The organism is Streptomyces sp. NPDC048192 (genome assembly GCF_043202415.1).
In the GTDB taxonomy this organism is placed as follows: domain Bacteria; phylum Actinomycetota; class Actinomycetes; order Streptomycetales; family Streptomycetaceae; genus Streptomyces.
In genome coordinates this window covers 1-21,713 of record NZ_JBIDAL010000023.1, presented here as the reverse complement: position 1 = coordinate 21,713, position 21,713 = coordinate 1, and the positions used below count along the sequence as shown (strand labels likewise).

Annotated in this window: 13 protein-coding genes, 1 tRNA gene and 1 pseudogene; 9 read left to right on the top strand and 6 right to left on the bottom strand. The window is 69.5% G+C overall.

Annotation, left to right across the window (positions count from 1 at the left end; all coding sequences use genetic code 11):
- Positions 1 to 300: 300 nt before the first annotated feature.
- The 5 genes from ACGFZN_RS35710 to ACGFZN_RS35690 all read left to right on the top strand — a co-directional run bounded on the left by ACGFZN_RS35710 (position 301) and on the right by ACGFZN_RS35690 (position 3,634).
- Complete coding sequence (locus ACGFZN_RS35710; protein WP_393862625.1) at positions 301 to 1,455, top strand: sigma-70 family RNA polymerase sigma factor; 1,155 nt, start codon at positions 301 to 303, stop codon at positions 1,453 to 1,455.
- Positions 1,456 to 1,522: 67 nt separating this feature from the next.
- Positions 1,523 to 1,999 (top strand): SRPBCC domain-containing protein, encoded by a 477-nt coding sequence (locus ACGFZN_RS35705; RefSeq protein WP_393862624.1) that lies wholly within the window; start codon positions 1,523 to 1,525, stop codon positions 1,997 to 1,999.
- Between the two features lie 868 nt (positions 2,000 to 2,867).
- On the top strand, positions 2,868 to 3,221 hold the full coding sequence (locus tag ACGFZN_RS35700; protein ID WP_393862623.1) for a hypothetical protein: 354 nt from the start codon (positions 2,868 to 2,870) through the stop codon (positions 3,219 to 3,221).
- Positions 3,222 to 3,353: 132 nt separating this feature from the next.
- The gene (locus ACGFZN_RS35695; RefSeq protein ID WP_393862622.1) at positions 3,354 to 3,479 is read left to right on the top strand and encodes a hypothetical protein; all 126 of its coding nucleotides are present in this window, start codon (positions 3,354 to 3,356) and stop codon (positions 3,477 to 3,479) included.
- Positions 3,480 to 3,560: 81 nt separating this feature from the next.
- Positions 3,561 to 3,634, top strand: a tRNA-Met gene (locus tag ACGFZN_RS35690).
- Between the two features lie 382 nt (positions 3,635 to 4,016).
- Here ACGFZN_RS35690 and ACGFZN_RS35685 read toward each other — a convergent pair.
- From ACGFZN_RS35685 to ACGFZN_RS35660, 6 genes and pseudogenes are all read right to left on the bottom strand, one after another.
- Entirely contained in the window at positions 4,017 to 6,677 is a 2,661-nt protein-coding gene (locus ACGFZN_RS35685) for a DEAD/DEAH box helicase family protein (protein ID WP_393862621.1), read from the bottom strand.
- Between the two features lie 80 nt (positions 6,678 to 6,757).
- Positions 6,758 to 9,376 (bottom strand): TniQ family protein, encoded by a 2,619-nt coding sequence (locus tag ACGFZN_RS35680; protein WP_393862620.1) that lies wholly within the window; start codon positions 9,374 to 9,376, stop codon positions 6,758 to 6,760.
- The gene (locus tag ACGFZN_RS35675; protein WP_393862619.1) at positions 9,376 to 10,509 is read right to left on the bottom strand and encodes an ATP-binding protein; all 1,134 of its coding nucleotides are present in this window, start codon (positions 10,507 to 10,509) and stop codon (positions 9,376 to 9,378) included. Before ACGFZN_RS35675 ends, ACGFZN_RS35680 begins: the two co-directional genes overlap by 1 nt.
- Positions 10,506 to 12,680 carry a Mu transposase C-terminal domain-containing protein gene (locus ACGFZN_RS35670; protein WP_393862618.1) on the bottom strand — a complete coding sequence of 725 codons (2,175 nt, stop codon included), beginning with the start codon at positions 12,678 to 12,680 and terminating at the stop codon, positions 10,506 to 10,508. Before ACGFZN_RS35670 ends, ACGFZN_RS35675 begins: the two co-directional genes overlap by 4 nt.
- Complete coding sequence (locus ACGFZN_RS35665; protein ID WP_393862617.1) at positions 12,677 to 13,429, bottom strand: TnsA-like heteromeric transposase endonuclease subunit; 753 nt, start codon at positions 13,427 to 13,429, stop codon at positions 12,677 to 12,679. Before ACGFZN_RS35665 ends, ACGFZN_RS35670 begins: the two co-directional genes overlap by 4 nt.
- Positions 13,430 to 13,545: 116 nt before the next feature.
- A pseudogene (locus tag ACGFZN_RS35660) lies at positions 13,546 to 14,539 on the bottom strand (hypothetical protein); the annotation flags it as partial.
- A gap of 563 nt (positions 14,540 to 15,102) precedes the next feature.
- Between ACGFZN_RS35660 and ACGFZN_RS35655 the strand changes: the two are divergent.
- From ACGFZN_RS35655 to ACGFZN_RS35640, 4 genes are all read left to right on the top strand, one after another.
- Positions 15,103 to 16,134 (top strand): AAA family ATPase, encoded by a 1,032-nt coding sequence (locus ACGFZN_RS35655; RefSeq protein ID WP_393862616.1) that lies wholly within the window; start codon positions 15,103 to 15,105, stop codon positions 16,132 to 16,134.
- 103 nt (positions 16,135 to 16,237) lie between these two features.
- Positions 16,238 to 17,833 carry a Mu transposase C-terminal domain-containing protein gene (locus tag ACGFZN_RS35650; protein ID WP_393862727.1) on the top strand — a complete coding sequence of 532 codons (1,596 nt, stop codon included), beginning with the start codon at positions 16,238 to 16,240 and terminating at the stop codon, positions 17,831 to 17,833.
- On the top strand, positions 17,830 to 18,573 hold the full coding sequence (locus tag ACGFZN_RS35645; protein WP_393862615.1) for an AAA family ATPase: 744 nt from the start codon (positions 17,830 to 17,832) through the stop codon (positions 18,571 to 18,573). The genes ACGFZN_RS35650 and ACGFZN_RS35645 overlap by 4 nt, the downstream gene beginning before the upstream one ends.
- Positions 18,574 to 18,764: 191 nt before the next feature.
- Positions 18,765 to 20,810 carry a pentapeptide repeat-containing protein gene (locus ACGFZN_RS35640; protein WP_393862614.1) on the top strand — a complete coding sequence of 682 codons (2,046 nt, stop codon included), beginning with the start codon at positions 18,765 to 18,767 and terminating at the stop codon, positions 20,808 to 20,810.
- The last annotated feature ends 903 nt before the right edge of the window (positions 20,811 to 21,713 follow it).

Below are 21,713 nucleotides of genomic sequence, written 5' to 3'. Positions count from 1 at the left end.
CCGCGGGAGCCTTCCACCCTTGGGAACCTCGGGTCTGATGTGATCAATCGTTGTCGAAGCCGGATGGGCGACGGCGTGTGGTATCTAAGCTCTTTCGTAACGCCGCACCCCCGTGATGAATGACTGGAGTCGTTTGTGAGTGGACGGAGTTGCCGGGTCTGCGGCGTCCCGTTGCCGGATCGCGGCCGTGGCCGGACTCGCGTTTACTGTTCGGCGTCGTGCCGTCAACGCGCCTACCGTCATCGGCGCACCGCGGTCGACCAGCCGGCGGCCGATGTCCTTGCGGATATCGAGCGGCGGGTGAAGTCCCTGGTCCTGGAGCCTGCCGATGCTTTCCGCTCGGACGCTGAGGCCCTGGCCGTGGCGGTACGCAGGCTGCGGCGGCTGGCCTATAACGTCACGGACGTCGCCGTGACGAAAACTGCGCAGCGGGCGCCGGACTCCGGCGACGAGGCCGGCTTCGCCGCACTGGTCGAGCCTCACCGCAAATGGCTGCACCTGCACTGCTACCGCATGGTCGGCTCTTATGACGACGCGGAGGACCTGGTGCAGGAGACCCTGCTCAAGGCTTGGCGGGAGCGGTCCGGTTTCGAGGGCCGGGCGGCGCCTAGGACGTGGTTGTACCGGATCGCCACCAACGCCTGCATCGACCACCTGCGCCGCACGGGCCGCCGTCCCCGGCGCTACGAGCCGGTCCCCGGCATCGAGTCCGGTAGCAGCACCCCGCCTGACCGTCTGCCCTGGTTGCAGCCCTATCCGGACCACCTGCTCGAGGAGCTGTCGGCCGACGGTGAGCAGCCGGAGACCGCCGCTGTGTCGCGGGAGACCATGGAACTGGTCTTCCTTGCCGCGCTGCAGCATCTGCCGCCCCGCCAGCGCGCGGTGTTGATCTTCCGTGATGTGCTGGGCCGCCCCGCAAAGGAGGTGGCGGCGCTGATGGACATGAGCGTCGCCGCGTCCAACAGCGCCTTGCAGCGGGCCCGGCAGACGCTGCGCGAGCGGCTGCCTGAGCGGCGGACCCACTGGGCGGCCGGGCCGCACAGTCGGCAGGAGCACGACATCGTGCGCCGCTACATGGCCGCGGCCGAACGCGCGGACGTGTCGATGATGGCCGACCTGCTCAGCGTCGACGTGGTGGTGACCATGCCGCCCAATCCGGTCTGGTTCGCCGGCCGGGATGCGCTGCTGCAACAGCTCGGACGGGTATTCGACGCGGACTCGCCGGGGTACTTCGGCCGCTGGCGGCACCTGCCCCTCCGGGCGAATGGACAGCCGGCCGTCGCCGGGTACGTGCAACGGCCGGGGACCTCGGTGTACCGGGCGCAGATGGTCGACGTGCTGCGTATCGAGGCCGGACGCATTGCGGAGATCACCACGTTCGAGGCCCACCTGGTCGCCGCGTTCGGTCTGCCGCTCAGGCTGCCGGCCGAACGCGCCGCCGACCGGTACCGATGACAGATCGCTCCGGCCGACGTCCAACTCTTCGAAGTTGTCCATCCGATGCGGGAAACCAGGAGAGATCATGACCATGCAGAAGATCCAGCTCGAGCGTACCTACGCCGCCGCGCCGGAGAAGATCTGGGAGCTGTGGACCACCGAGGCCGGCATCGAGGCCTGGTGGGCGCCGCAGGGGTTCACTGTGCACGTCACCGCCCTGGACCTGCGCGCAGGCGGCACCCTGACCTACACGATGACCGCGACCGGCCCCGAGCAGGTGGCGTTCATGCAGAACGCGGGCCTGCCGCTGAGTTCGACCTCGCACAAGACCTTCACCGAAGTCGAGCCCACCCGGCGTCTGGCCTACACCACACTCGCCGACTTCATCCCCGGCGTCGAGCCATACGAGTTCCTCACCGAAGTCGAGCTGCGTGCGACCGCCGACGGTGCAACGCACGTGACCATGACGGCCGACACCATGCACGACGAGGAATGGACCGGCCGGCTGGCCGCCGGGCGGGCGAACGAGATGGACAACCTTGCCCAGGTGGTCGGGTCTTGACTGATCCCTACGCTGTGCTGCGGGGCGTGGTGGGCCCTTCGTGTGGTTCACCCGCCCGGGGGCGCCGAGCGTGGTTGTAACTGATCTGCGGGGTGTCCGGCGACGCAGGCTCGGGGTCCGTGACAACGGTGCCGGGCTGGCGCCGGGTCGAAGCCGGGCATGTCTGCCCGCCGTACTGGTGGCCGCGGTTGCCTCGCGTGACGCGGGTAGGGATGCGGGGGAGCGGGGCCGTGGTCGGGCCCCGGGGCCGATTCGCATCGGCACGGGGCATCGCGCAGCCGGGTACGGGCCGTGGCCCGCGACCACCCGCCCGCGAGAGCCGGACTCGGCCGACATCGAAACCCTGGCGCACCGGGTGCTGCTCGACGCTCCCCTCGAACTGCCCCAAGCCCAGCGGCACGCCTTCTGCCCGCCGCTCACCCCGCAGGGCCGGCCGTTGCGCCGCGGAGCGGGCGGCTGCACCTACCAGGAAGCGCTGCATGGGGGCACCGCCGGGGAACAGGTGTGGGCCACCCACGAGGGCCTCGTCCAGGCCTCCACCCGCCCCGGAGTCGTCCACCGTCCGCTCACCGGCCTGCCACCAGCCAACGGCACCCTGGTGGCGTGCGGACGCGGAGACCACCAAGATCCGCGCCTTCGCGCCGTCCCACGGGCAGGCCCTCTGCGGCCTGGCAGAGTGAGGAGCGGGACCAATCGACAAACAGCGCCACGCAGCGATGCCGCGGCCGGCGGGACACAGGCCGGCATCCTCGGTGCCGGCGGCCGTGAACAGCTGCTCGGCGTGCCGCCCTGCGTGTCGGGCTAGCCGCGCGGTCGGCGGGAGAGGCTTGCTTGGGGCGGGCGTCGGGGCGGGGGACGGGGGTGTTTGGTGGGGACGCTTTTGAAGGGGACGAACCGGGTGCGGTGGGGCGAGCTGACGCATGCCTACGGACCCGCGCAGGACGTTCCGGGCCGGCTGTCGAGGGTGGCGTGGGGCGACGCCAGGGCGAGCGCTGACGCGCTGAGTGATCTCGGTTTGTGGCTGGGTGAGCTGGCGGTCTTCGACGCGACCGTGGCGGCGGTTCCGTTCCTGTGGGATCTGGCTGTGACCGATTCGGTCACGGCCCGGCCCGCAGTGATCGCACTGTTGCAGGCGATCCTGGGACACGGCAATTCTGCGCAGGTCAGTTGCAGTACGCAGCTGACCAAGCCCTGCTTGGTGGCAGCGGCATGGTGGGTGTAGCGGCCGGCGATGGGGATCCCGCGGTGCGGGCGGCGGCTCGCGGCCTGGCGGCAGCGATGGACAGCCACACCTGTGATGGCTGCAGTCCATCCTGGTGGCCGTTGGCAGGCCCCGGCTGCCAACCGTGCGTGAATGACTGGCACCGAGTGGCGCAGCCGGCTGCCCGCCTCCGACGTGGCGGCCCTGCGTGAACTGCTCGCCTACGCCGTCTGGGATGTAGGATCCGGACTGGCTGAGCTGCGCCATGCAGGTCGGTGATGAGCAATCGGGCTCGGTCCGAGTGCCGGTGAAAGTCGATTGGGCCGATGCGGGTCGGTGCCGTACAGTTCACCGTACCGTCGCGGGGTGGAGCAGCTCGGTAGCTCGCTGGGCTCATAACCCAGAGGTCGCAGGTTCAAATCCTGTCCCCGCTACTCAAACGTGAAGGCCCGGCATCCGCCGGGCCTTCACTGCGGTGTGGGCCCAAGACGCCGTCGGCTGGGCCCCGGGCTCGGCAGAGCACCAGGACCGTAAGATGCCGTTGCGGACCGTCACACTGCTGACCGTCCGGATTTGTTCGGACCGTGCTTACGATCAACGGACTCACGGACTCACGGACTCACGGACTCACGGAGTTGCGGATCTTGCATTGCTGTAGGGTCCGCGGCTTCGTTGGCACTGGGTCGTGCGGATATGCGGGAATCCGGGCGTGGTGAGCAGCGGCGGTGTTGGTAGATGGTGAGCAATCGGTGGCTCCTCCTCGGCCGAGGCGGTGACAGCGAGTGAGGTATCGGTTGGCTTGGTGATCGTCGGCGGCTATGTGGTGGGGCGGGTGTCCTGTCCGCTGGTGGCGGGGTGGGTGGCGTGCCAGGCGTTCCAGATCTGTGCGCGGAGTCTGCCGCGTGGTGGTACGTCCATGCCTTGGTCGCGGGCCCAGGCCCGTACCTCGGCTACGTTCGGCGCCGGGGCCACGGACCGGGGCCGTCGGGCGGTGGGGACAGGCGTCTGGGGCGGCGTGGGTGGCAGGTTCTGTGGAGTGGTGGTGGTGAAGCCGCGGCGTTGGAGGATGCGGCGGCGTTTGTGGTGCATGCGTTCCAGGAGGGGGACGTCGGTGTCGAGGTAGTCGTGGGCCTCGACGTGGGATTTTTTGGCTTCGGTGTTGCGCATGATTCGGCCGACCTGCTGGATGACGCGTCCCTTGAACGAGATGGGGCTGGTCAGGAAGAGGGTGTCGAGGCGTGGTGCGTCGAAGCCTTCGCCGGCGAGTTTGTCGATCGCCAGGAGTACCAGCGGTTCGTCGTGCTCCTGGGACAGGGCAGAGCGGACTCGGGCGCGTTCGGCCGGCGGCACGCCGCCGTGCAGGATCAGCGGGGTGATGCCGTGCGGTTGGAGGGCTTCGGTGAGCTGGTGGAGGTGTTCGACGCGGTTGGTCAGGGCTAGGCTGCAGCGGCCGCGTCGGGCGGCGTCGGCGATGTCTGCGGCGATCAGCTGGTTGCGGGCGTCGTGGTGGGCGAGTTCGTTGTAGATGGCTTGGATGGAGGCGCCGTCGGTGCCTGGCTCGTCGGTGGTGAAGGTCGTGGGGTGCACGATGAGGTGCTTGGCGAAGGTGGTGGTGTCGTCGATTTCGTGGCGGATCGGGCCGCACTGCATCGTGATCACCGGGTCCATCTGGTCCGCCCGGTAGGGGGTGGCGGACAGCCCGATGAAGCGCGGTGCCTTCGCTCGGCGGATCGCCGCCTCGGCGCCGGGTGCGCCGACGGCATGGCACTCATCCACGATGACCAGTCCGTAGCCGTCGAGTAGGTCGTCGGGGGCGTCGCGGTGGGACAGGGTTTGCAGCATGATCAAGTCGACGGTGTGGCCGCGGCGGTCCTTGCCTCCGCCGAGCGAGCCGACGCGGCCGTCGTCGAGGTCGAGGAAGGCGGCCAGACGCTCATGCCACTGAGTCAGCAGTTCTGCCCGGTTGACGATCACTGCGGTGGGGGTGTGGTGGTGGGCGATCAGGGCGCAGGCCATGACGGTCTTGCCGGAGCCGGGCGGCGCGACCAGGATGCCCGCCGGGTGGCCGCCCATCGCCTCGACGGCGGTGCGCTGGGTGGTGGTCAGCTGGCCTGTGAAGTGGGCGGTGATCGCGGGGGGTTCGGGCAGTTCGCTGGTGACGTCGAGGGTACCGCCGGCGGCGGCGATGAGCTGGGCGGCTTCGTCGACCAGGCCGCGGGGCAGCCCCAGCCAGTCGGGGTCGGATGCGTCGAAACAGCAGACGAGACGCGGGGTGGCCCAGGTGGAGAAGCGCTGGTTCTGTTTGCGGTAGAACTCCGGGTTGTGGAACGACGCCGCGTGCTTGAGCGCGGCCAGTAGTTGCGGCGGCAGCCCGGTCGTGGAGATCGCCAGCATCGCCGAGAGCCGGGCCTGAACGCGCGCGGGCGCTTTGCCGAGGGCCTTGCGGCGGGGCTTGGGCCCCAGCTCCGGGGCGGTCGGGGACGGGCCGGCCTTGACCGGGCCGAGCTTGTCGACGAGCACGTCGACGTCGGCCGGGGACAGTCTCTCGGTGCCTGCGAGGTGGGCGAACTGGTCGGGGTAGGGCTGCCAGGTGTCGGGGTCTACGAAGACGGTGGTGCCCTTGGCGCGGGAGATGCCGTGCAGCGGCAGTGCGATCAGGCTGCCGAACCGGAAGCTGCCCTTGGCCTTGGTCGGCAGGAAGTCCTGGGCGGGAAAGAGCCGGTCGTAGCTGGACAGCGCCATCTGCCCGCGGGCGTCGATCGCCTGGCGCAGCAGCGCCATCCCCAGGGCGCGGGCGGTGGCCGCCGCGACGGGGGCGGTGAAGAACGTCCACACATGCGCGCCCTTCCCGGACCGGGAGATCTCGAGGAGGGCGGGGACGCCCGTCTCGTGGCAGGCCGTGACGTACGCGCTCGCGTCGGCGCGCCAGTCGCTGCCGTCCTTGCCGTCGAAGTCGCACGCCAGCAGGCGGCAGGTGTCGTCGGCCAGCAGCGGATACAGCCCGATGTGCAGCTCGCTGCGGCCCTGACGGGTCGGGTCCAGATGGCGGTAGACGGCTTCGTCGGTCAGCGGCCAGAAGACCCGGTCCTCGTCGGCCTTGTTCTTGTCGAACGGGTTGTCCTCGGCCGGGCTCCAGCCGGTCCTGCCGGACTTGGCGCTTGTCCACCGCTTGGCGTAGACGTCCTCGCGGCCTGCGAACAGGGCCCTGAACAGGGCGATCTTCGCCTCGGCGCTGGAGGAGGCGTCCGCATAGGGCAGCCCACCGGCCTCGGCTCGTGGCGCTGCCGGGATGGGCTCGGAAACAGGCGGCATGCCGACAGGTACGGTCTGGATGTCGCGGCCAAGGAGGCTGCATAGACGGGCGTTGTCCGCTCTCAGCCGGGCGATCTCCTCGTGTAGCTCTGCGTTCTCCTCCAGCGCCACGTCGAGACGGATGCGCAACTCGTCAGGATCGAGGCAGTCGGACCAATCCTCCACGCTCCCATGATCCAGACTGCGCGTGCGTCACGCAGCGAAAGCGGTCAGGTTTCCCTCTCCCGGTGCCCCTGTTTCGGGGCTTACTGGGATTTCGGACGGGTCTTGTCGGCGATGCGGAGGATCTCAGTGGCCTCGCGGAGGAAGTCGTGTCCGCGTGGGGTGGGTGCGAGGGGAGTGGCGGAGCGGTCGATGATCTGGAATCCGGCAGCCTTTTCGATCTTTGTGATGCGTTGTCTGAGGGCGCTGTCGCGTCCGTCGTAGATGGCCCGGGCGGCGGTGGCGATGCTGGGGTGGCCGGGGACCTGGACGATGGTTTGCAGTCGGTCGAGTGCGGTGGGGGATGCGGTCACGGCCTGGATGGCTGGGGACGGGGTCCAGGTCAGGTCGAGGTGGCCGATGGCGTTGTAGCGGCGTTCGGTGCTGCGGATCGCAAGGTCCCATCCTCTGGCCAGGTGGGTGAGGTGGTAGTGGCTGACGCCGCGTTCGCGGGCGAGTTCGGCCATGTTGCGCCGCTTTTCGACGTACTCACGGCGGAGCCATGTGCGGGTGATGTCGGGACGTGGTGGCAGCCGGTTGGCCTGCGGGCGGAGCGGGACTTCGTCGTGGATCAGCAGTGCTCGGACGGTGTCGGGGTTGCAGAACGCCAGCCGGGCGATGTGTGCGAGTTCCAGTAGTTGGTTTTCGTAGAGGTCACGGAGTTCTTCTGGGGCAAGAATGCCCTGTCGGACCTCGGCAGCCTCGGGCGTGAGCTGGTTGGAGTGGTTGCCGATTGCGGCACTGGGGGTGGTCGTGCTGATGTCCACGAGGTCGCAGTAGAGGCGGATGTGCTCGGCGGTCAGGCCGAGGGCGTCGCCGGCTTCGTGGACGGAGGTGACCGTGCTCAGGAGGTCACGGACATCGTTTGGGGCAAGGATTGTTGGGCTGATTCCGGGCCATGTCACTCCCGTCACCCAGGGCTCTGGGGGTTCCCAGGTCAGGGGTTCGTTGATGCCGTGGCGTGCGAGGTTGTCTTCGGCCTGCTGGCGTAGGAACGAGCGAAGCGATTGAGGCGCGCGGAAACGGAACTCGGTGCAGTTCCAGGCGAATCGGGTGTTGGCGTTGCTGGGTGGGGGGTGGATTTCACCGGTCAGCAGCATCAGCAGGTACCAGCGCAGCAGGGAAGTGCGGTGCTGTTGGCCGGTTCTCCAGCCGTGCTGGGCGCAGAGCCGTTTGAAGGCGTGGTGATCGAAATCGACGGAGGCGTAGGTGAAGGTGGCCCGGCGCCGTGCGTAGTCGATCGGGGCGCCGTGGGTGTCCAGGGCGTAAGCGAGTTGGGCGAGGGCCGAGGCCAGCGGGGTCAGGTCGCGCTGGCGGTAGATGCGTCGCTCGACGCTGTCACGGTCGGTGTGGATCTGGTGGTTTTCCAGCAGCGGGCCGACGCGTTCGTAGTTCAGCTCCGGCGGTCCGCCGGGCAGGAGGAGGAAGCTGCTGCAGCCGCGCCGGAAGGCGCCGACGCGCAGGTTGGCCCTGTCTTTCAGCCGCGGCAGCAGGCGCATGGTCCAGCCCGGCCAGAGCATGGAGGGGATCAGTGCCGCCCGCTGGAGGATGGTGTCGGCCTGCAGTGTGGGCCAGCGCGGCCTGGGGCTGGCGCTCGCGTAGCGCAGCCGGGCCTGCAGGGTGGCCTGGGGGTCGAGCCTGGCCAGGGACCGTTCCACCAGTGCGGGACCGCTCCAGGACCATCTGCCCGCTCGTGTGCCGATGTTGGCTCGTGGGCCCTTGTGGAGTGACTGGTCGGCCTCGAGGATCCAGTCGAAGAGCGCGCCGTGGTCGCGGTGTCCGGGGTGGAGAGCCACGTGGGCCAGGGTGGTGCCGAGGGCCGCGTTGTGGGCGTCGTGTCCAACATCCTCGTCGGTCAGTTGCGGTAGTACTCCGCCGCACTCGGTCAGCGCGGTGCGTACGATGTCCGGTGCCCGGTCGGCGACGGTGTGCAGGCCCTTCAGGGCCCGCCAGGCCAGGGCATAGAGCTGCTTGAGCTCGGTCAGCGCGGCCGGCCGTCCGGAAGCCTCACTGGCGAGAAGGGTGGTGATGCGCTGTTGTGCGGGCAGCACCAGACCAGTTTCGGACAGGGGGAGGATCGGGGCCTGCGACAGGTCGGCTGCGCAGGGCCGGCGGCCGGTGAGGCCTTGGGGTCCGGTCAGGCTGTCGCGGGTGCATGCGCCGGTGCCGCGTGGGCCGAGGCGGCGCGCTTTCCACGGGTGCGGCGGCCGGTGGCAGTCCGGGCAGAAGTCGAGCAGCAGCGTGTGGTGGGTGAGGCAGGCGAAGGCCCAGGGAAGGCGCCAGAACACCGGGCCCCGGCCGGTGTTTTCATCCAGACACGCCGGGCAGTAGCGGGTGCGGGCTGCGCTGAATCTCCAGGCGGGAGGCCGGGTCAGTCGGCGCCGGTTGGGATGGATCGTCACGGCCAGCCCGTCGTAGGGCTCGAGCGTCATCGCGGTGAGGACCGGCAGCGGGATGCCGGTGGCCCGCTGGAGTGCGATGGCCTCGGTACCAGTGAGCCGCAGGCCCATCTGGTTGGTGCGGGCCCCCACTAGCCCGACGGTCTCCAGGAAGCCGCTGTTGGTGGTGTGGAGGCGCCGGGCATAGGCGCCGATCCAGCTCTCGAGTGCTTCCCCGGGCAGCGGCATCACCGCGATCGGAAGACGGTCGGCGGTCCAGATCATCAGGCTGGTCGCTTCTGGCCCAGGCGGGATCGGGGGCGGGAGGTCAGCAGTCCGGCCTCCATCGCGGCGACCAGTTCCAAGCGAGCCTCCTCGGCTGCGGCGTCGTTGTTCACCTGGTCCATCAGCTCGGCGTCGAGCCGTTCCTGGCCGGTGCGGATCGCCCGAAGGCAGCCGCGGTTGATCAGCGCCATGAGCGAGGCGAAGTGGCCGCTGGAGCGGGCCAGGAGATAGTCGCAGAGGTCATCGGCCAGCATTCCGGGATGCTTATTGGCCAGCACCAGCTTCTGCTCGATCGTCAGCAGAAGCCGCCGCCATTCGTGCCGTCCTGCTTCGTCTTCGATCTGGAAGGGTCGCAGTGTCAGGGCGGTAGTGCGGCGTCCGAACTGGGCGTGGAGTGCCTGCTCAGGAGAGAGGCCCTCGGTGAGGATGCCTCGCTCGCGGACGCCGACACCGATATAGATCATCGTGACCGGGAAGGTGTTGGCCAGGAACTTCAGGTGGTTCGCCATCGTCGTGGTGGCGCGGGAGGAGGCATCCAGGAAGTGGATGTCGTCGACCACGAAGACGGCCGTCCTCAGGCTCAGTACCGCGTCCTTGGCCCGCTCGGCGAGGGAGTCGGCGTCCCCGCGGGTGGGTAGCCCGTAGAACCGGCAGATCGTCGCGTTCAGCCCGCGGATGCGGGTGTTCCCACTCAGGGCGATGTAGATCACCGGCACGCGGCGGTGTCCGTCCGGCGTGGTCTCGCCGCGCAGGGCGATCTGCTTGCGGTGGAAATCGCGGCCATATTCCCGCACTGCCGTGCTCTTGCCCAGACCGGGATAGGCGTCCACCAGGGCAGCGGGTTTGGCCTTGTCCCCGTCCTGCCGGTTGGACTCGACGATCTCGGCGAGCTCGTCATACAGCTGCAGCAGCTGCGGGGTCTTGATCGGGCCGATGTTGGCGTGCCAAACGGCCCGCAAGTCGTTGTAACGCAGCTGAGCCCTCGAAGACAGGGCGGCCAGCTCCGTTGCCGAGAGTTTCTCCGGCTGGACGCGATCAGGCCCGCTAACGAACTCCAGCCAGCCGTCCAGGCGAGTGGGGGAGTACTGCCGGTCGTCACCTTCGAAGACGTCCTGCCCGCTCAGCGTGCTCACCGGCTGTCCATGGCGTCGGCGTAGAAGTCGTCCTCGTCGCAGGGCGCCTCGCCGTCGCCGGGGAAGGGGGCCTCGCACTCGGCATCCTCGTCGTCGTCCCCGCCCAGATCCGCCTCCACAGACGGGACCACGTGAAGCTCGGCCCCGGCATCCCGGTCGGTGCCGTCACCGGGCGGGGTACTCAAGGCCGCCAGGCGGCGGACCGAGGGTAGCGATGCGACCTCGTCCTGCGGCGCGTCATCGTCGCCGACCAGCCGCAGCCGTTCCTGCGACAGCCGCACTGCCATGCGCCGCTCGGCGCGGTTCGCGGTCAGCCCTGCTCCCCACCGCTCAAGGAGCTCGACCAGCGCGCGCTTGGTGTCGGGGAACCGGTGAGTCCTGGCCGCGAGCCGGCGGGCGTAGACCATCGCCTCACGGCTGACCGGGCCGTTCAGCGCGGCGGCGTGCTCCCAGACCAGCAGATGCCATCGGCGGTCCTTGGGGTCTTGGAAGTAGACCCTGGTGATGTCGCCGCGGTCCACCGCGATCGGCCACTTGCCCGCGTCTGCCCCGGCATACGAACTGGGCCGGTTGCGGTAGTTGTTGAGGGCCTCCCCGTTGTAGCGCAGTCCGTCGATCTGCACCCCGTAGTGCTGGATGGTCGTGCGGACCTCCTCAAGGAACTCCAATGCCAGATGCGGCCGGGCCGGAATCCGCAGCGGGCCGGCCCGGGTGACGCCGTGCTCGAACATTTCCAGCGGGCTCAGCTGCAGCCCCGGGACCTCCGGGATGGTGAGTCCGCGGTGGTGGCGTCGGTGGTAGATCCGGCTGATCCACTCGCGGATGATCGCCTCGAGTTCGTCCAGGAAGAAGAACGCCTCCTCCTCGACCTTCTCGCCGCGGCTGTGCACGTCGGAGCCCTTGTAGCCGGGCAGGGCCGCAAGCAGGCCCTCGCTCAGGGTCTTGAACCAGCGTTCCACCGGCTTGTCGGTCGGCGTGTATGGGCGGGCCGGTTGCAGCGAGATGTCCAGCTTCGCGCACACGCTCTGGATGTGGTTCGACAGGTAGACCTTGCCGTGATCGAAGATGATCGTCTCCGCGGCAACAGCAGGCAGCAGCGGCCGGCCGCCCCGGTCGACCAGCTTCTCCGCGTCCACCACCACCGTGGACGGCACCCCGCAGTACGGCAGTACCTCACCCACGCTCGCTGGCGTCCCGCGCGGGCGGACCGTCTCGAACAGCACCCCGGCCACGTCCACCGACTTCGTCGACACCGGGGTGAGCCGCAGCCCGGTGATGACCTTGCTGTAGAGGTCCATCGCAACGGTGAGTTCGCACTGCACCCAGCGGCAGGTCACTGGCTCCATCGCGAACACGTCCAGCCGGTTGGTGTCCAGTACCACGTACTCGCCCGGCCTTGTGGCCCGCAGCCTGCCGTAGACCCCTTGCGGGCGGTTCGCGATGGACCGCTTGCCCTTCGTGCTGCCCTCGAACGCGTTCGTGCCCTTGCTCAGCTCCCGCAGCAGTTCGTAGCCCGTCGTGCGGGCCGGGATCGGGACCGCGCCACGGCCGTGGGCCTCGGCGAGACGCTCCTCGATCTCGAGCAGGATCAGATTCCGGACCGGCCGGCTGGACTTCACATGCTCCTTCAGCACCGCCCGCGCAGCATCCACCCAGCGCGGATCTGCCCGATCCAGCACGTTCCGCACGGGGCGCTCACTCACTAGTCCGGCCGGGCCGGAGCGTTTGACCTGCCTCACCCAGTTCCGGACTGTGCTCTCGCAGACACCGAGCTCGGCGGCCTTGGCCGCATGGCGGTGCATCATCGGCACTCCCGGCGCGTAGTCCGGACGTGGCTCACCTTCCAAAGCGAGCTCCGCGTGCCCGAGCCGGTAGCCGGTGAGGACTTCCTGAACGTGCCGGTACTTCGCCGTCAGCGCGTCGTCCTCGTCCGCCTCCAGGCCGCCCAGCACCGCCGCAGCCGCCGTCTCCTCCTCCGGCGCCTCGACCAGGATCTGCGTAGTGGGATGCGAGAGCAGGACGGAGACGTCGACCTGCCGCCACTTCGGCACTCCGGCGACCGCAGCCTGCTGAAGCATGATCCGGCGCCCGTCGATCTCTGCGACGGTGAAGTACTCGCCGTCGAAGCTGACCGCTAGCCCCGGCCGCAGCGTCGTCGTCCACCCAGTCACGAGCACCTCCACAGCACCGAATTCCCCGACAGCGGGCGGGACAGGTCCGTGGTCAGGCGCCCGGACCACAACAACGCCATCAACGCCGGACGGGCCTCGTGAGCAGGCCGGTCGCCAGCCAGCCGCTGCTCGACAACCGCCATCTGATCGCCGTCCGCGACGTGCTGCCAGGCCCGCTCCACCTCGGCCTCGGGCACCACACCGCGGCGCCGGTAGGCGGCCAAGAACCGCACGTTCTCCAGCAGCACCCGATCGGCACCGGACCAAATCTCGTACACCCAGCCGTGTCCCTCGACCAGCTCGCCCGGCCAGGCCAGAGCCTCCGCAATCTTCGGATCCTGCACGCGGTCCGTCGACCTGACCTTGACCACCCGCACCGTGCCCGATCCCATGACCAGCAGAAAGTCCGGGACGTGACACCGCGCTCGGTTACCGATCCGCGCCACCAGCCGGCACGGCTGGGCAAAAATCCCCCGTACCGCTGGATCGAAGTCTGCCAACAGCAAACGGGCCAGCTCCAGACGGCTCTCATAGACCACGTGACCGCCCGTCGTCGCCGACGCGTAACTGCCTGAGTAGTGGGCCTGCCCGTGTACCGAACGGACCCGTCGCCACGGTACCGACCCTTCAAAGTCCGCCAACCGCAGCTGAGCGAAGGGGACGTCGCGCACCGACTTGTCCTCGTACCGGATCGACACCGTGGACACCTCGCGTACACGGCGGGCCTTGTCCGCGCTTTGTACCGCCATACGTGGACCGTAGGGTCCGGGGAGGCCCCGACGGGGCAAAGACCGGAAGTGCCGTCAGTGGACTGCTACTGACCGTAGTCGTTGCTAAGGCAGTCGTGGATTTTGCTAATCCACTGCTAATGAGTCGCCTTCGTTGCTAACGAAGTCGCGGATCCTACAAGGCGCATGGCCGGGTCATGGTGATGCAGGAGTTCGTTGATCAGCTGTTCCGTCTCTGGTTCCAGGGATGCATCCAGTGACCTGTTGACCTGTTGGATGCGGGCGATGGCGGTGTGCAGGCCGGAGCGGTTCCCGGCGGCGTGCTCTACCCTCAACCACGCCCTGTAGAGCAGCTCGGAACTAAAGTCGGCGTCGAGGCCGATTGCGATGGCTGGGCGTGCTGCGTTGAGGTTGTGGTGGGGGCCGGCCGGGGTGCGGTAGGTGGCGATGGTGTGTGCGATGTCGATGATCCTGGTGATCATTTCTTGCTGGAGGGGTTCGGCCCAGGGCAGGGGCCTGGAGCCGAACGGCCGGCCTCGTACCAGGCCGAGGGCCTTCTCCAAGTCCGGGAGGCCGGCCGGTCCGTGGGGCAGTGCGCGCTCGGCGAGCTGGAGGAACCTGGTCCAGTCGCAGCGGAGGGCGGGGGAGAGGCGGTAGGGGTCGTCGCCGGTGCGGCGGCGTGGCACGTAAGGGCTGCCGGCCGGGTCGTTGCCCAGGGCGCGGCGCAGGCCCCGCAGCCGTGCGTTCAGGGTGGCCGGTGACCAGGGGTTGAGCGGGTCCATGTCGGAGCACAGCGCATCGGCGTTGCGGCCGGGACGGAAATAGATCAACGCCGCGAGCTGGGCGATGCGTGGGCCGTGTCCGGTGCTGGCCACGCCGTCCACCTCGACTGGTCCCAGGACGCGGATCTCCGGTGCATGCAGGTCGTGTGCTTCGTCGGCCGCCGTGCCCCCGGCGTTGTCCGCTCCTGGGACCGCAGAGGCCGGAAGATGCGGTTCTTCGTGTGGCGGGTCTGTGGCGAGGTCCTCTCCGGGGATCCTCCTGCTCGTGATGTGGCGCGGGAGGCAGCAGGCGCAGCCCGCTCGGATCGGCGGATGCGGCCAGCAGGGCCGGGAACACCTCGCTGTCGGTCACGTCCCCCGTCCCCGACGCCGTCGCAGGGGCCTCGCTGCTGATATCCGAGTCAGAAGCGGTGCTGAGGCCGTCGGACTGCGATGTGCCGGTTTGGTGTCAGCGGGTGGGTGTCAGTGACAGGGTGTCAGGTCGGGGGGTTTTCGCTGGTGGGGTGCTGAGGATGGCTGGGGTCGTTGACGTGGGGTGGTGTCCGGTGCCGTAGCGACTGCCATGGGGCGTTACACCCTGCTTCGTGCCGCTGTCACGGGAACGGTACTTCTGATCTTTTTGCGGGGCGGGTGGGTTCACGGTGGTCTTCTGTCGGTGGGTGCGGCCGGGGAGGACTGGGTGGGGGAGTGGGAGCTTGAGGGACTGGTATCGGTTTCCCGGCCGGTGTTGGTGGGGCGGTTGCTTCAGCTGGATGCGGCTGGTGGTTTGACGTCCGCGCATGTGCGGGCGGGGGCGCGGTTGGCGGGGGTGCATTCGAGGACTGTGTGGCGGTGGGTTCAGGCGGCGCGCAGTGAGGGCCGGGTGGAGCGTCGCAGGCGTGCCCGGTTCGAGTTGCGGAGGAGGCGTGGGAGGTGCTGGCGCAGGCGGGCGGCAATGTGTCTGTCCTGTACCGGTATTTGAAGGATTGCGGGGACGGGGATGCGGGGGTGTCGCTGGCTTCTGTGTACCGGGCCGTGCAGCGGGAGCTGGCCGCGGGACGGGTGTTGCCGGAGCGTGCCGTGGTGCGCCGGGAGCGGGTTGAGCGGGAGACCCGGCAGGCTCTGGCGGATCTCGTGGTCGCGGGTGCCGGCGCCGGCGCGCTGTCTGCTGGTGGCGGGGCTGGTCCGGCTGAGCTGATGTCCTCGCGGGAGGCAGCGCCGGTGGCGCAGGCGCCGGGCGTGGTGTTGCCGGCGGGTGCTCAGGCGGTGCATACGGCGTCGGTGCGTGCGGTGGCCGAGGCGGTGGGGCAGGCGATGGCGGCTGAGGGCGCTGCGTGTGTGTTCGGGGATGCGGGGCGGGGCAAGACGGTGGCGCTGCGGATGGCGCTGTCGGATCCGCCGGTGGGCTGGAGCGTGTCGTGGGTGCGGGTGCCGGTGCGCCCGTCGGTGTCGGAACTGCGGCGGGCGGTGTTCGAGGCTCTGACGTTGGCGGGCCGGTTTCCGCACCGTTCGGCCGAGGCCGATGAGCGGATCATCGGCGCCCTGGGCCAGGCTCGGGTGCTGGTGGTGGATGAGGCGCAGCGATTGCCGGTGCCGTGCCTGGAGTATCTGCAGTCGTTGTGGGACCACCCGCAGGCGCGGATGGCGCTGGTGCTGTGCGGGGCGGGCAGCGAGCGCGCGGTGGCGCGTCTGCCGCAGCTGGCGTCGCGGATCTGCGCGTGGCAGGAGGTGGGGCGTCTTGCCGCGGGCGAGGTGGGCGCGACGGTGTCGGCCTTTCATCCGCTGTGGGCCGGCGTAACTGACGGGGAGGTGGCGTGGATCGACCAGTCGTGCACGCACGGTGTCTTCCGTACCTGGGCTGCCTTGACGACGCATCTGCAGAACGCGCTGCTGACCGTGCCGGACGCGACGGTGGACCGGGCGCTGCTGCGGCGTCTGTTTAGGCGTCTGAGCCCTCCGGCCTGAGTGGATGGGCGCAGAGGAGGGGCAGATGAAAGACGGTGGTGCGGCCGGTGCCGCGCGGGGAGGGCTTCCGGAGGCGTCGCGTGTCGCGCTGCGCGGTGTGGCGGTGCGCCGGCTGCTCGCTCTGCGGGTGCGGGGCGAACTGGCGACCGGCCATGTCCGGGTGGCGGCGGATGCGCTGGGAGTGTCGGAGCGCACCGTGTGGCGGTGGCTGGCTGAAGCCAGCCGCGACGAACGGGCGGCGGATGAGCCCGGCGCACGGGCCCCGGCCAAGACGAGATTCACGATCACGCCTGAAGTCCGTGGGCTGTTGGCGCTGTGGAAGGGGAACGGGCGGGCGGTTCATCGCCAGCTGGTCCTCCGCGCTGCCAGGCAGTCTTCGCCGACAGACGCGCCGTCGCTGACGACGCTGCACCGGGCGATCCGCCGTGATCTGACGCCGGGGGAGCGGGCCGGGCTCGCGGGTGGGGAGCGGGCGGCGCGCAAGCATGATGTGTTCCTCGCCCGGCCGCGTCCCTGGCGTAACCAAGTGTGGGAGAGCGACCACATGCAGGCGCCGGTGCTGGTCGATGTCGACGGCAAGGCCCGCAGGCCGTGGATCACCTGGTTCACCGACTGCGCGACGAACGCGATCACGGGGATGGCCGTCACGCCGGGCGATCCATCGCGGGAGTCCGTGCTGGCCGCACTGCGCTCCGCGGTCCTGCGCGAGGACCCCTACGGCCCGTTCGGCGGCCTGCCCGAGAAGGTACGTGTCGACCGCGGCAAGGACTTCCTGTCCAGAACGGTGACCGCCGCGTTCGATCTGTTGGACGTAACCGTGGAGGACCTGCCCGCCTACACCCCCCACCTCAAGGGCACCGTGGAGGGCCTGAACCGGGCGGTGGAGAGCATGTTCCTGGCCGCGCTGCCCGGCTATGCCCGCCAGCCGCGCCCCGGCAAGCGGGCTTCCCGCCCGAAGGACGAAGTGCTGCTCGGCTTCGAGGACTTCACCGCCCGGCTGCTGGCCTGGACTTCGTGGTGGAACACCGAGCACCGCCCAGCGCCGTTGCGAGGCAGGACCCCGCTTGAGGCGTGGCAGGACGATCCCACCCCGCTGCGGGACGTGCCTGCGACGGATCTGTGGACGTTCACCCTGGAGGATGCCGGCACCCGCACGCTGACCACCCGCGGCATCCGCTTCAGGAAACGCGACTACGTGGGCCCGTGGATGACCGGCCAGGCCGGCATCCAGGTCCGCATCCGCTTCATGCCCCATCACGACCACCGCATCGAGGTCTACCACGCGGCCACCGGCCGCTACCTCGGTCCCGCGGACCTGGCCGACCAGGCGACCGAGGAACAGGTCAGCGCCGTACGGCGGGCACGGGCCGCTCGCGCCCGTCGTCTGAAGAAGGACCTGGAGGCTTCCCAGCGTGAGCGCTACGCCGCTGTGAACCAGCCCGAGGCGCCCCAGCGGCTTGGGGCGCTGACCACCGTGCAGGCCCAGGCCGAACTCGCCCAGGCCGCCGACACCGACCTGTCGGATCTGGCGCTGCCGGACCTCATCCCGCCCGCCGCGCCCCCGGCCGACTGGCGCACCCCGCCCTCCCTCGCCACCCGAACCACGCCGGACCGTCCTGTTCTGCTCCAGCCCGAACCCGTTCCCGACGGTCCGCCCGGACGCGCCACAGACCCTGCTGAAGACCAAGGCGCCTCGTGACCGCGGCCACCTACCAGTACGTCGACCTGCCCGATGCCTCCGTGGTCACCACCCGAGCCCTGCTCACCGCTCGGGAGAACATCACCGACACCGTCGCCGCCCGCGCCATGATGTGCATCCACGGCGGCGCCGGCTTCGGCAAGACCCTCGCCGTCAACATCTGCCTGCGCGAGCTCGAACCGCACGAGGACGTCCGCAAGATCACCTTCCGGGCCCGGCCCACGGCCCGCGCGGTGCGCTACGAACTGTTCACCGCGCTCGACCTGGCGGGCGAACCACCGCGCCATCCCAGCGAGTTCGACCGTCTGCTGAAGACCGCCCTGGCCGAGCGGCCCCGCACGTTCCTCGTGGACGAAGCCCAGTGGCTCAACGGGGAGGCGTTCGAGTACTTCCGCTACCTGTGGGATGAACCCGCAACCCAGCTCGCGATCATCTTTGTCGGCGGCGCGGGCTGCCACACCGTGCTGCGCCGTGAACCGATGCTGTCCTCCCGGGTCTTCATCTGGCAGCAGTTCACCCGCCTCACTCCGCAGGAGGTACTGGAGGTGATCCCGCTGTTCCATCCGGTCTGGGCCGCCGCCGACCCCGATGACATCACGTTCGCCGACCAGCATGCCGCGCACGGCAACTTCCGCGCGTGGGCACAGCTGACCGCTCACGCTCGTACCGCCCTGGCCCGTACGGGACGTGCCCGCGTCGACCAGGACCTGCTGCGCTGGGCCTTCAGCCGCCTCGCATGACGCCGATACCGCCCGCCCCGCTCTCCGCCATGGGAGTGCCGGCCGTCAGGCACATACAGAATGAGCTGCCGTGCCCGGTCGTGCTGGGACTCGACGGCGATGCTGCCGAGTGCCGGCCGGCCCTGAACCGGCCCCGGCCTGCAGAGCGTCCTTTCCGGAGTCACGACACACTTCTGTGGAGCCGCCTGACCATGAGCACACCCTCACCGCCTTCCTGGCTGTACTGCGGGCACGGTGCGGACCCGGCCACCGATCCGGTCGGCTGCACGGGCATCCACGTTCCCGGCCACACCGCCTGCCTGGCCCACCTCGCCGACACCGACCGCACCGCCTACCTGACCGGCCTGGCCCCCGGCGCCGACATCGACCACCGCGGCACCCCCTTCACCCACGATCTATTGGAAGCCCTCCTCAACGCCCTCCAGGACCCCACAACCAACGCGCCCCACATCGGCACGGCTAACTTCGAACAAGCCCGGTTCTTAGGCGTCGCTTGGTTCGCCAGGACGCTGTTCTCCGGATTCGCCACATTCGACGGGGCGCAGTTCTCCGACACCGCCGCGTTCGATCTAGCGCAGTTCTCCGGCCCCGCCAGCTTCGAGCAGGCGCACTTCTCCGACACCGCCACGTTCGAGCAGGCGCACTTCTTCAGTGCCGCTCGGTTCGGCAAGGCGCGGTTCTTCGACAGCGCTATGTTCGAGCGGACGCAGTTCTCCGACATCGCCGGGTTCGGGCAGGCGCAGTTCTCCGGCCCTGCCGAGTTCGAGCAGGCCCAATTCTCCGGCCCTGCCCGGTTCCTGCGGGCCCAGTTCTCTGGTACCGCCTGGTTTAAGTGGGCGCGGTTCTCCGGCCCTGCCCAGTTCGACGGGGCGCAGTTCTCCGGCCCTGCCACGTTCGAGCAGGCCCAATTCTCCGACACCGCCACGTTCGAGCAGGCGCGGTTCTCTGGCACCGCCCAGTTCGACGGGGCGCAGTTCTCCGGCCCTGCCACGTTCGATCGGGCGCGGTTTTCCGGCACCGCCGGGTTCGGCGGAGGGCGATTCTCCGCCACCGTCACGTTCGGCGAAGCGCGCTTCGAGGGTGAGTCGGTGCTGGGGCCGTTTGTGTGCGCGCGAATGGTGAGGTTGTCCGGAGCGGTTTTCATGCTGCCGGTGACGTTAGAGGTAGCGGCGCGGGCGGTGATGTGTAAGCGGACACGGTGGGAGTCGACGGCAACCTTGCGAGTGCGGTACGCGACCGTGGACCTGAGTCACGCGGTCCTGACCGCCCCTGCGGCGGTCATCACCCACCCCACCCCCTTCACCCACAACGACTTGGTTGTGAGTGAAGACCATCTGGCCACACCAGGCGTGCAACCCAGCGTCACGGAAAGGGTGAGGGTGGTCTCGGTGCAGGGCGTGGATGCCGCGCATCTGGTGCTGACCGACACCGATCTAACCGACTGCCTGTTCTCCGGGGCCTTCCACCTCGACCAGATCCGCCTGGAAGGCCGCACCACCTTCGCCGATGCTCCCACCGGCTGGCACCGCCGCGGCATCCGGCCGGTCCGTTTCTCCCCCCGGCGTGTCCTTGCCGAGGAGCACCACTGGCGCGCCCACACGGCCGGCCAGCCCGTTCCTCCCGCAGGCGCGGCACCGGATCCCCGTCTGTGGCACCCCGGACCGCACCACCCCGACCCCGCCCGCACGCCCGACCCGGAAGACGTTGCCGCGCTGTACCGACAGCTGCGCAAAGCGTTCGAGGACGGCAAGAACGAGCCCGGCGCCGCCGACTTCTACTACGGCGAATGCGAAATGCGCCGCCACGACCTGACCGGCACCACCAAGGGCGAACGCCGCCTGCTGTGGGGGTACTGGCTGCTGTCCGGCTATGGCCTGCGCGCCTCGCGCGCCTTCACCTGGCTGCTTGCCGCCATGTCCCTGACCGTGCTGCTCCTTGTGGGTTTCGGACTGCCCACCCACGACCCCGATCCCGCCACCACCGGCACCCTGACCGGCAGCAAGATCAGCCTCCACACCAGCACGCCCGACCCCACCCTGCACGGCGGCTGGACACAGCGCATGACCTGGGACCGCGCGGAGAAGGCGACTCGCGTCGCCATCAACTCCGTCGTCTTCCGCTCCAGCGGCCAGAACCTCACCACACCCGGCACCTACATCGAGATGACCTCCCGCCTCCTCGAACCCACCCTTCTCGCCCTCGGCGTCCTCGCTATCCGCGGACGCATCAAACGCTGACATGCCTCACTATGAGTTCAAGCGGCTACCGGGCGGCGGTGGTCGCTCTCTCCGCCCGGCAGGCGGTACTTGACACGTATTCGAGCCCTTCCAGGACGGCGTCCACGTCCTCGACTTCCACCTGCAGCGCCCCAGGGCCTCCTGCCGCCCGCCAGCAGGAGTTCACCAAGCTGCGCCGTTCATGGCGCGCGCAGCAACCCTGCTGACCGAGCGTTGGCCACCACCGTGGCCCCGCACAGCCTGTCCTGTGGTTCGCGGCCCAGCTGCTGGGGGGGTAGCCTGGCGACAGTTCGTGGCGTTCCCTCCGCGCCGCCTGTGACGGGGCGCCACGCATACGGCCGGCCACGCCGAACCGCGTACTGTCGTAGGTGACCGCAGCGCGGTGACGTTCCGGTGACGCGGCGCGGATGTCATCGGCGAGCGGCGGGACGTGCTGATTCCAGTATCGATCCAGGACTTCATTTTGAAGCACTCCCAGGGCCATCCATCCCGCGTACCGCTCCCCACCTCCATCTGACGACCCGTCACGCTCCCATATGTACGGGACGTCTCCCCGCCCTTGCCCCCTCCACCCGCCTGACGGGCTGCCATACCCCACCTCTCGCTGCCGCTACGGGCCGCAGGCCCGTTGGCGTGCCGCGCGAAGCGTGGCACGCCGTGTGACGCGGAGCGTCACTGTGGCTGGAGCGCAGCGGAAGCCACCAGGACGGCCGGAAGGCCGGCCGCGGCCCGCAGCGCGGGCCGCTCGGCTCCTGGAGCGCAGCGCAAGGAGCCTCAACGAGACTGCGGAGCAGGCTCGTTGAGGCGGGGAGCGAAGCGGGCCGCTCGCGCTCACGCGGAGCGGGAGCGCAACCCCCGCGCTGCGCGCGGGGGTTCGCTGGCTCCGGGCGCAGCCCGGAGGGA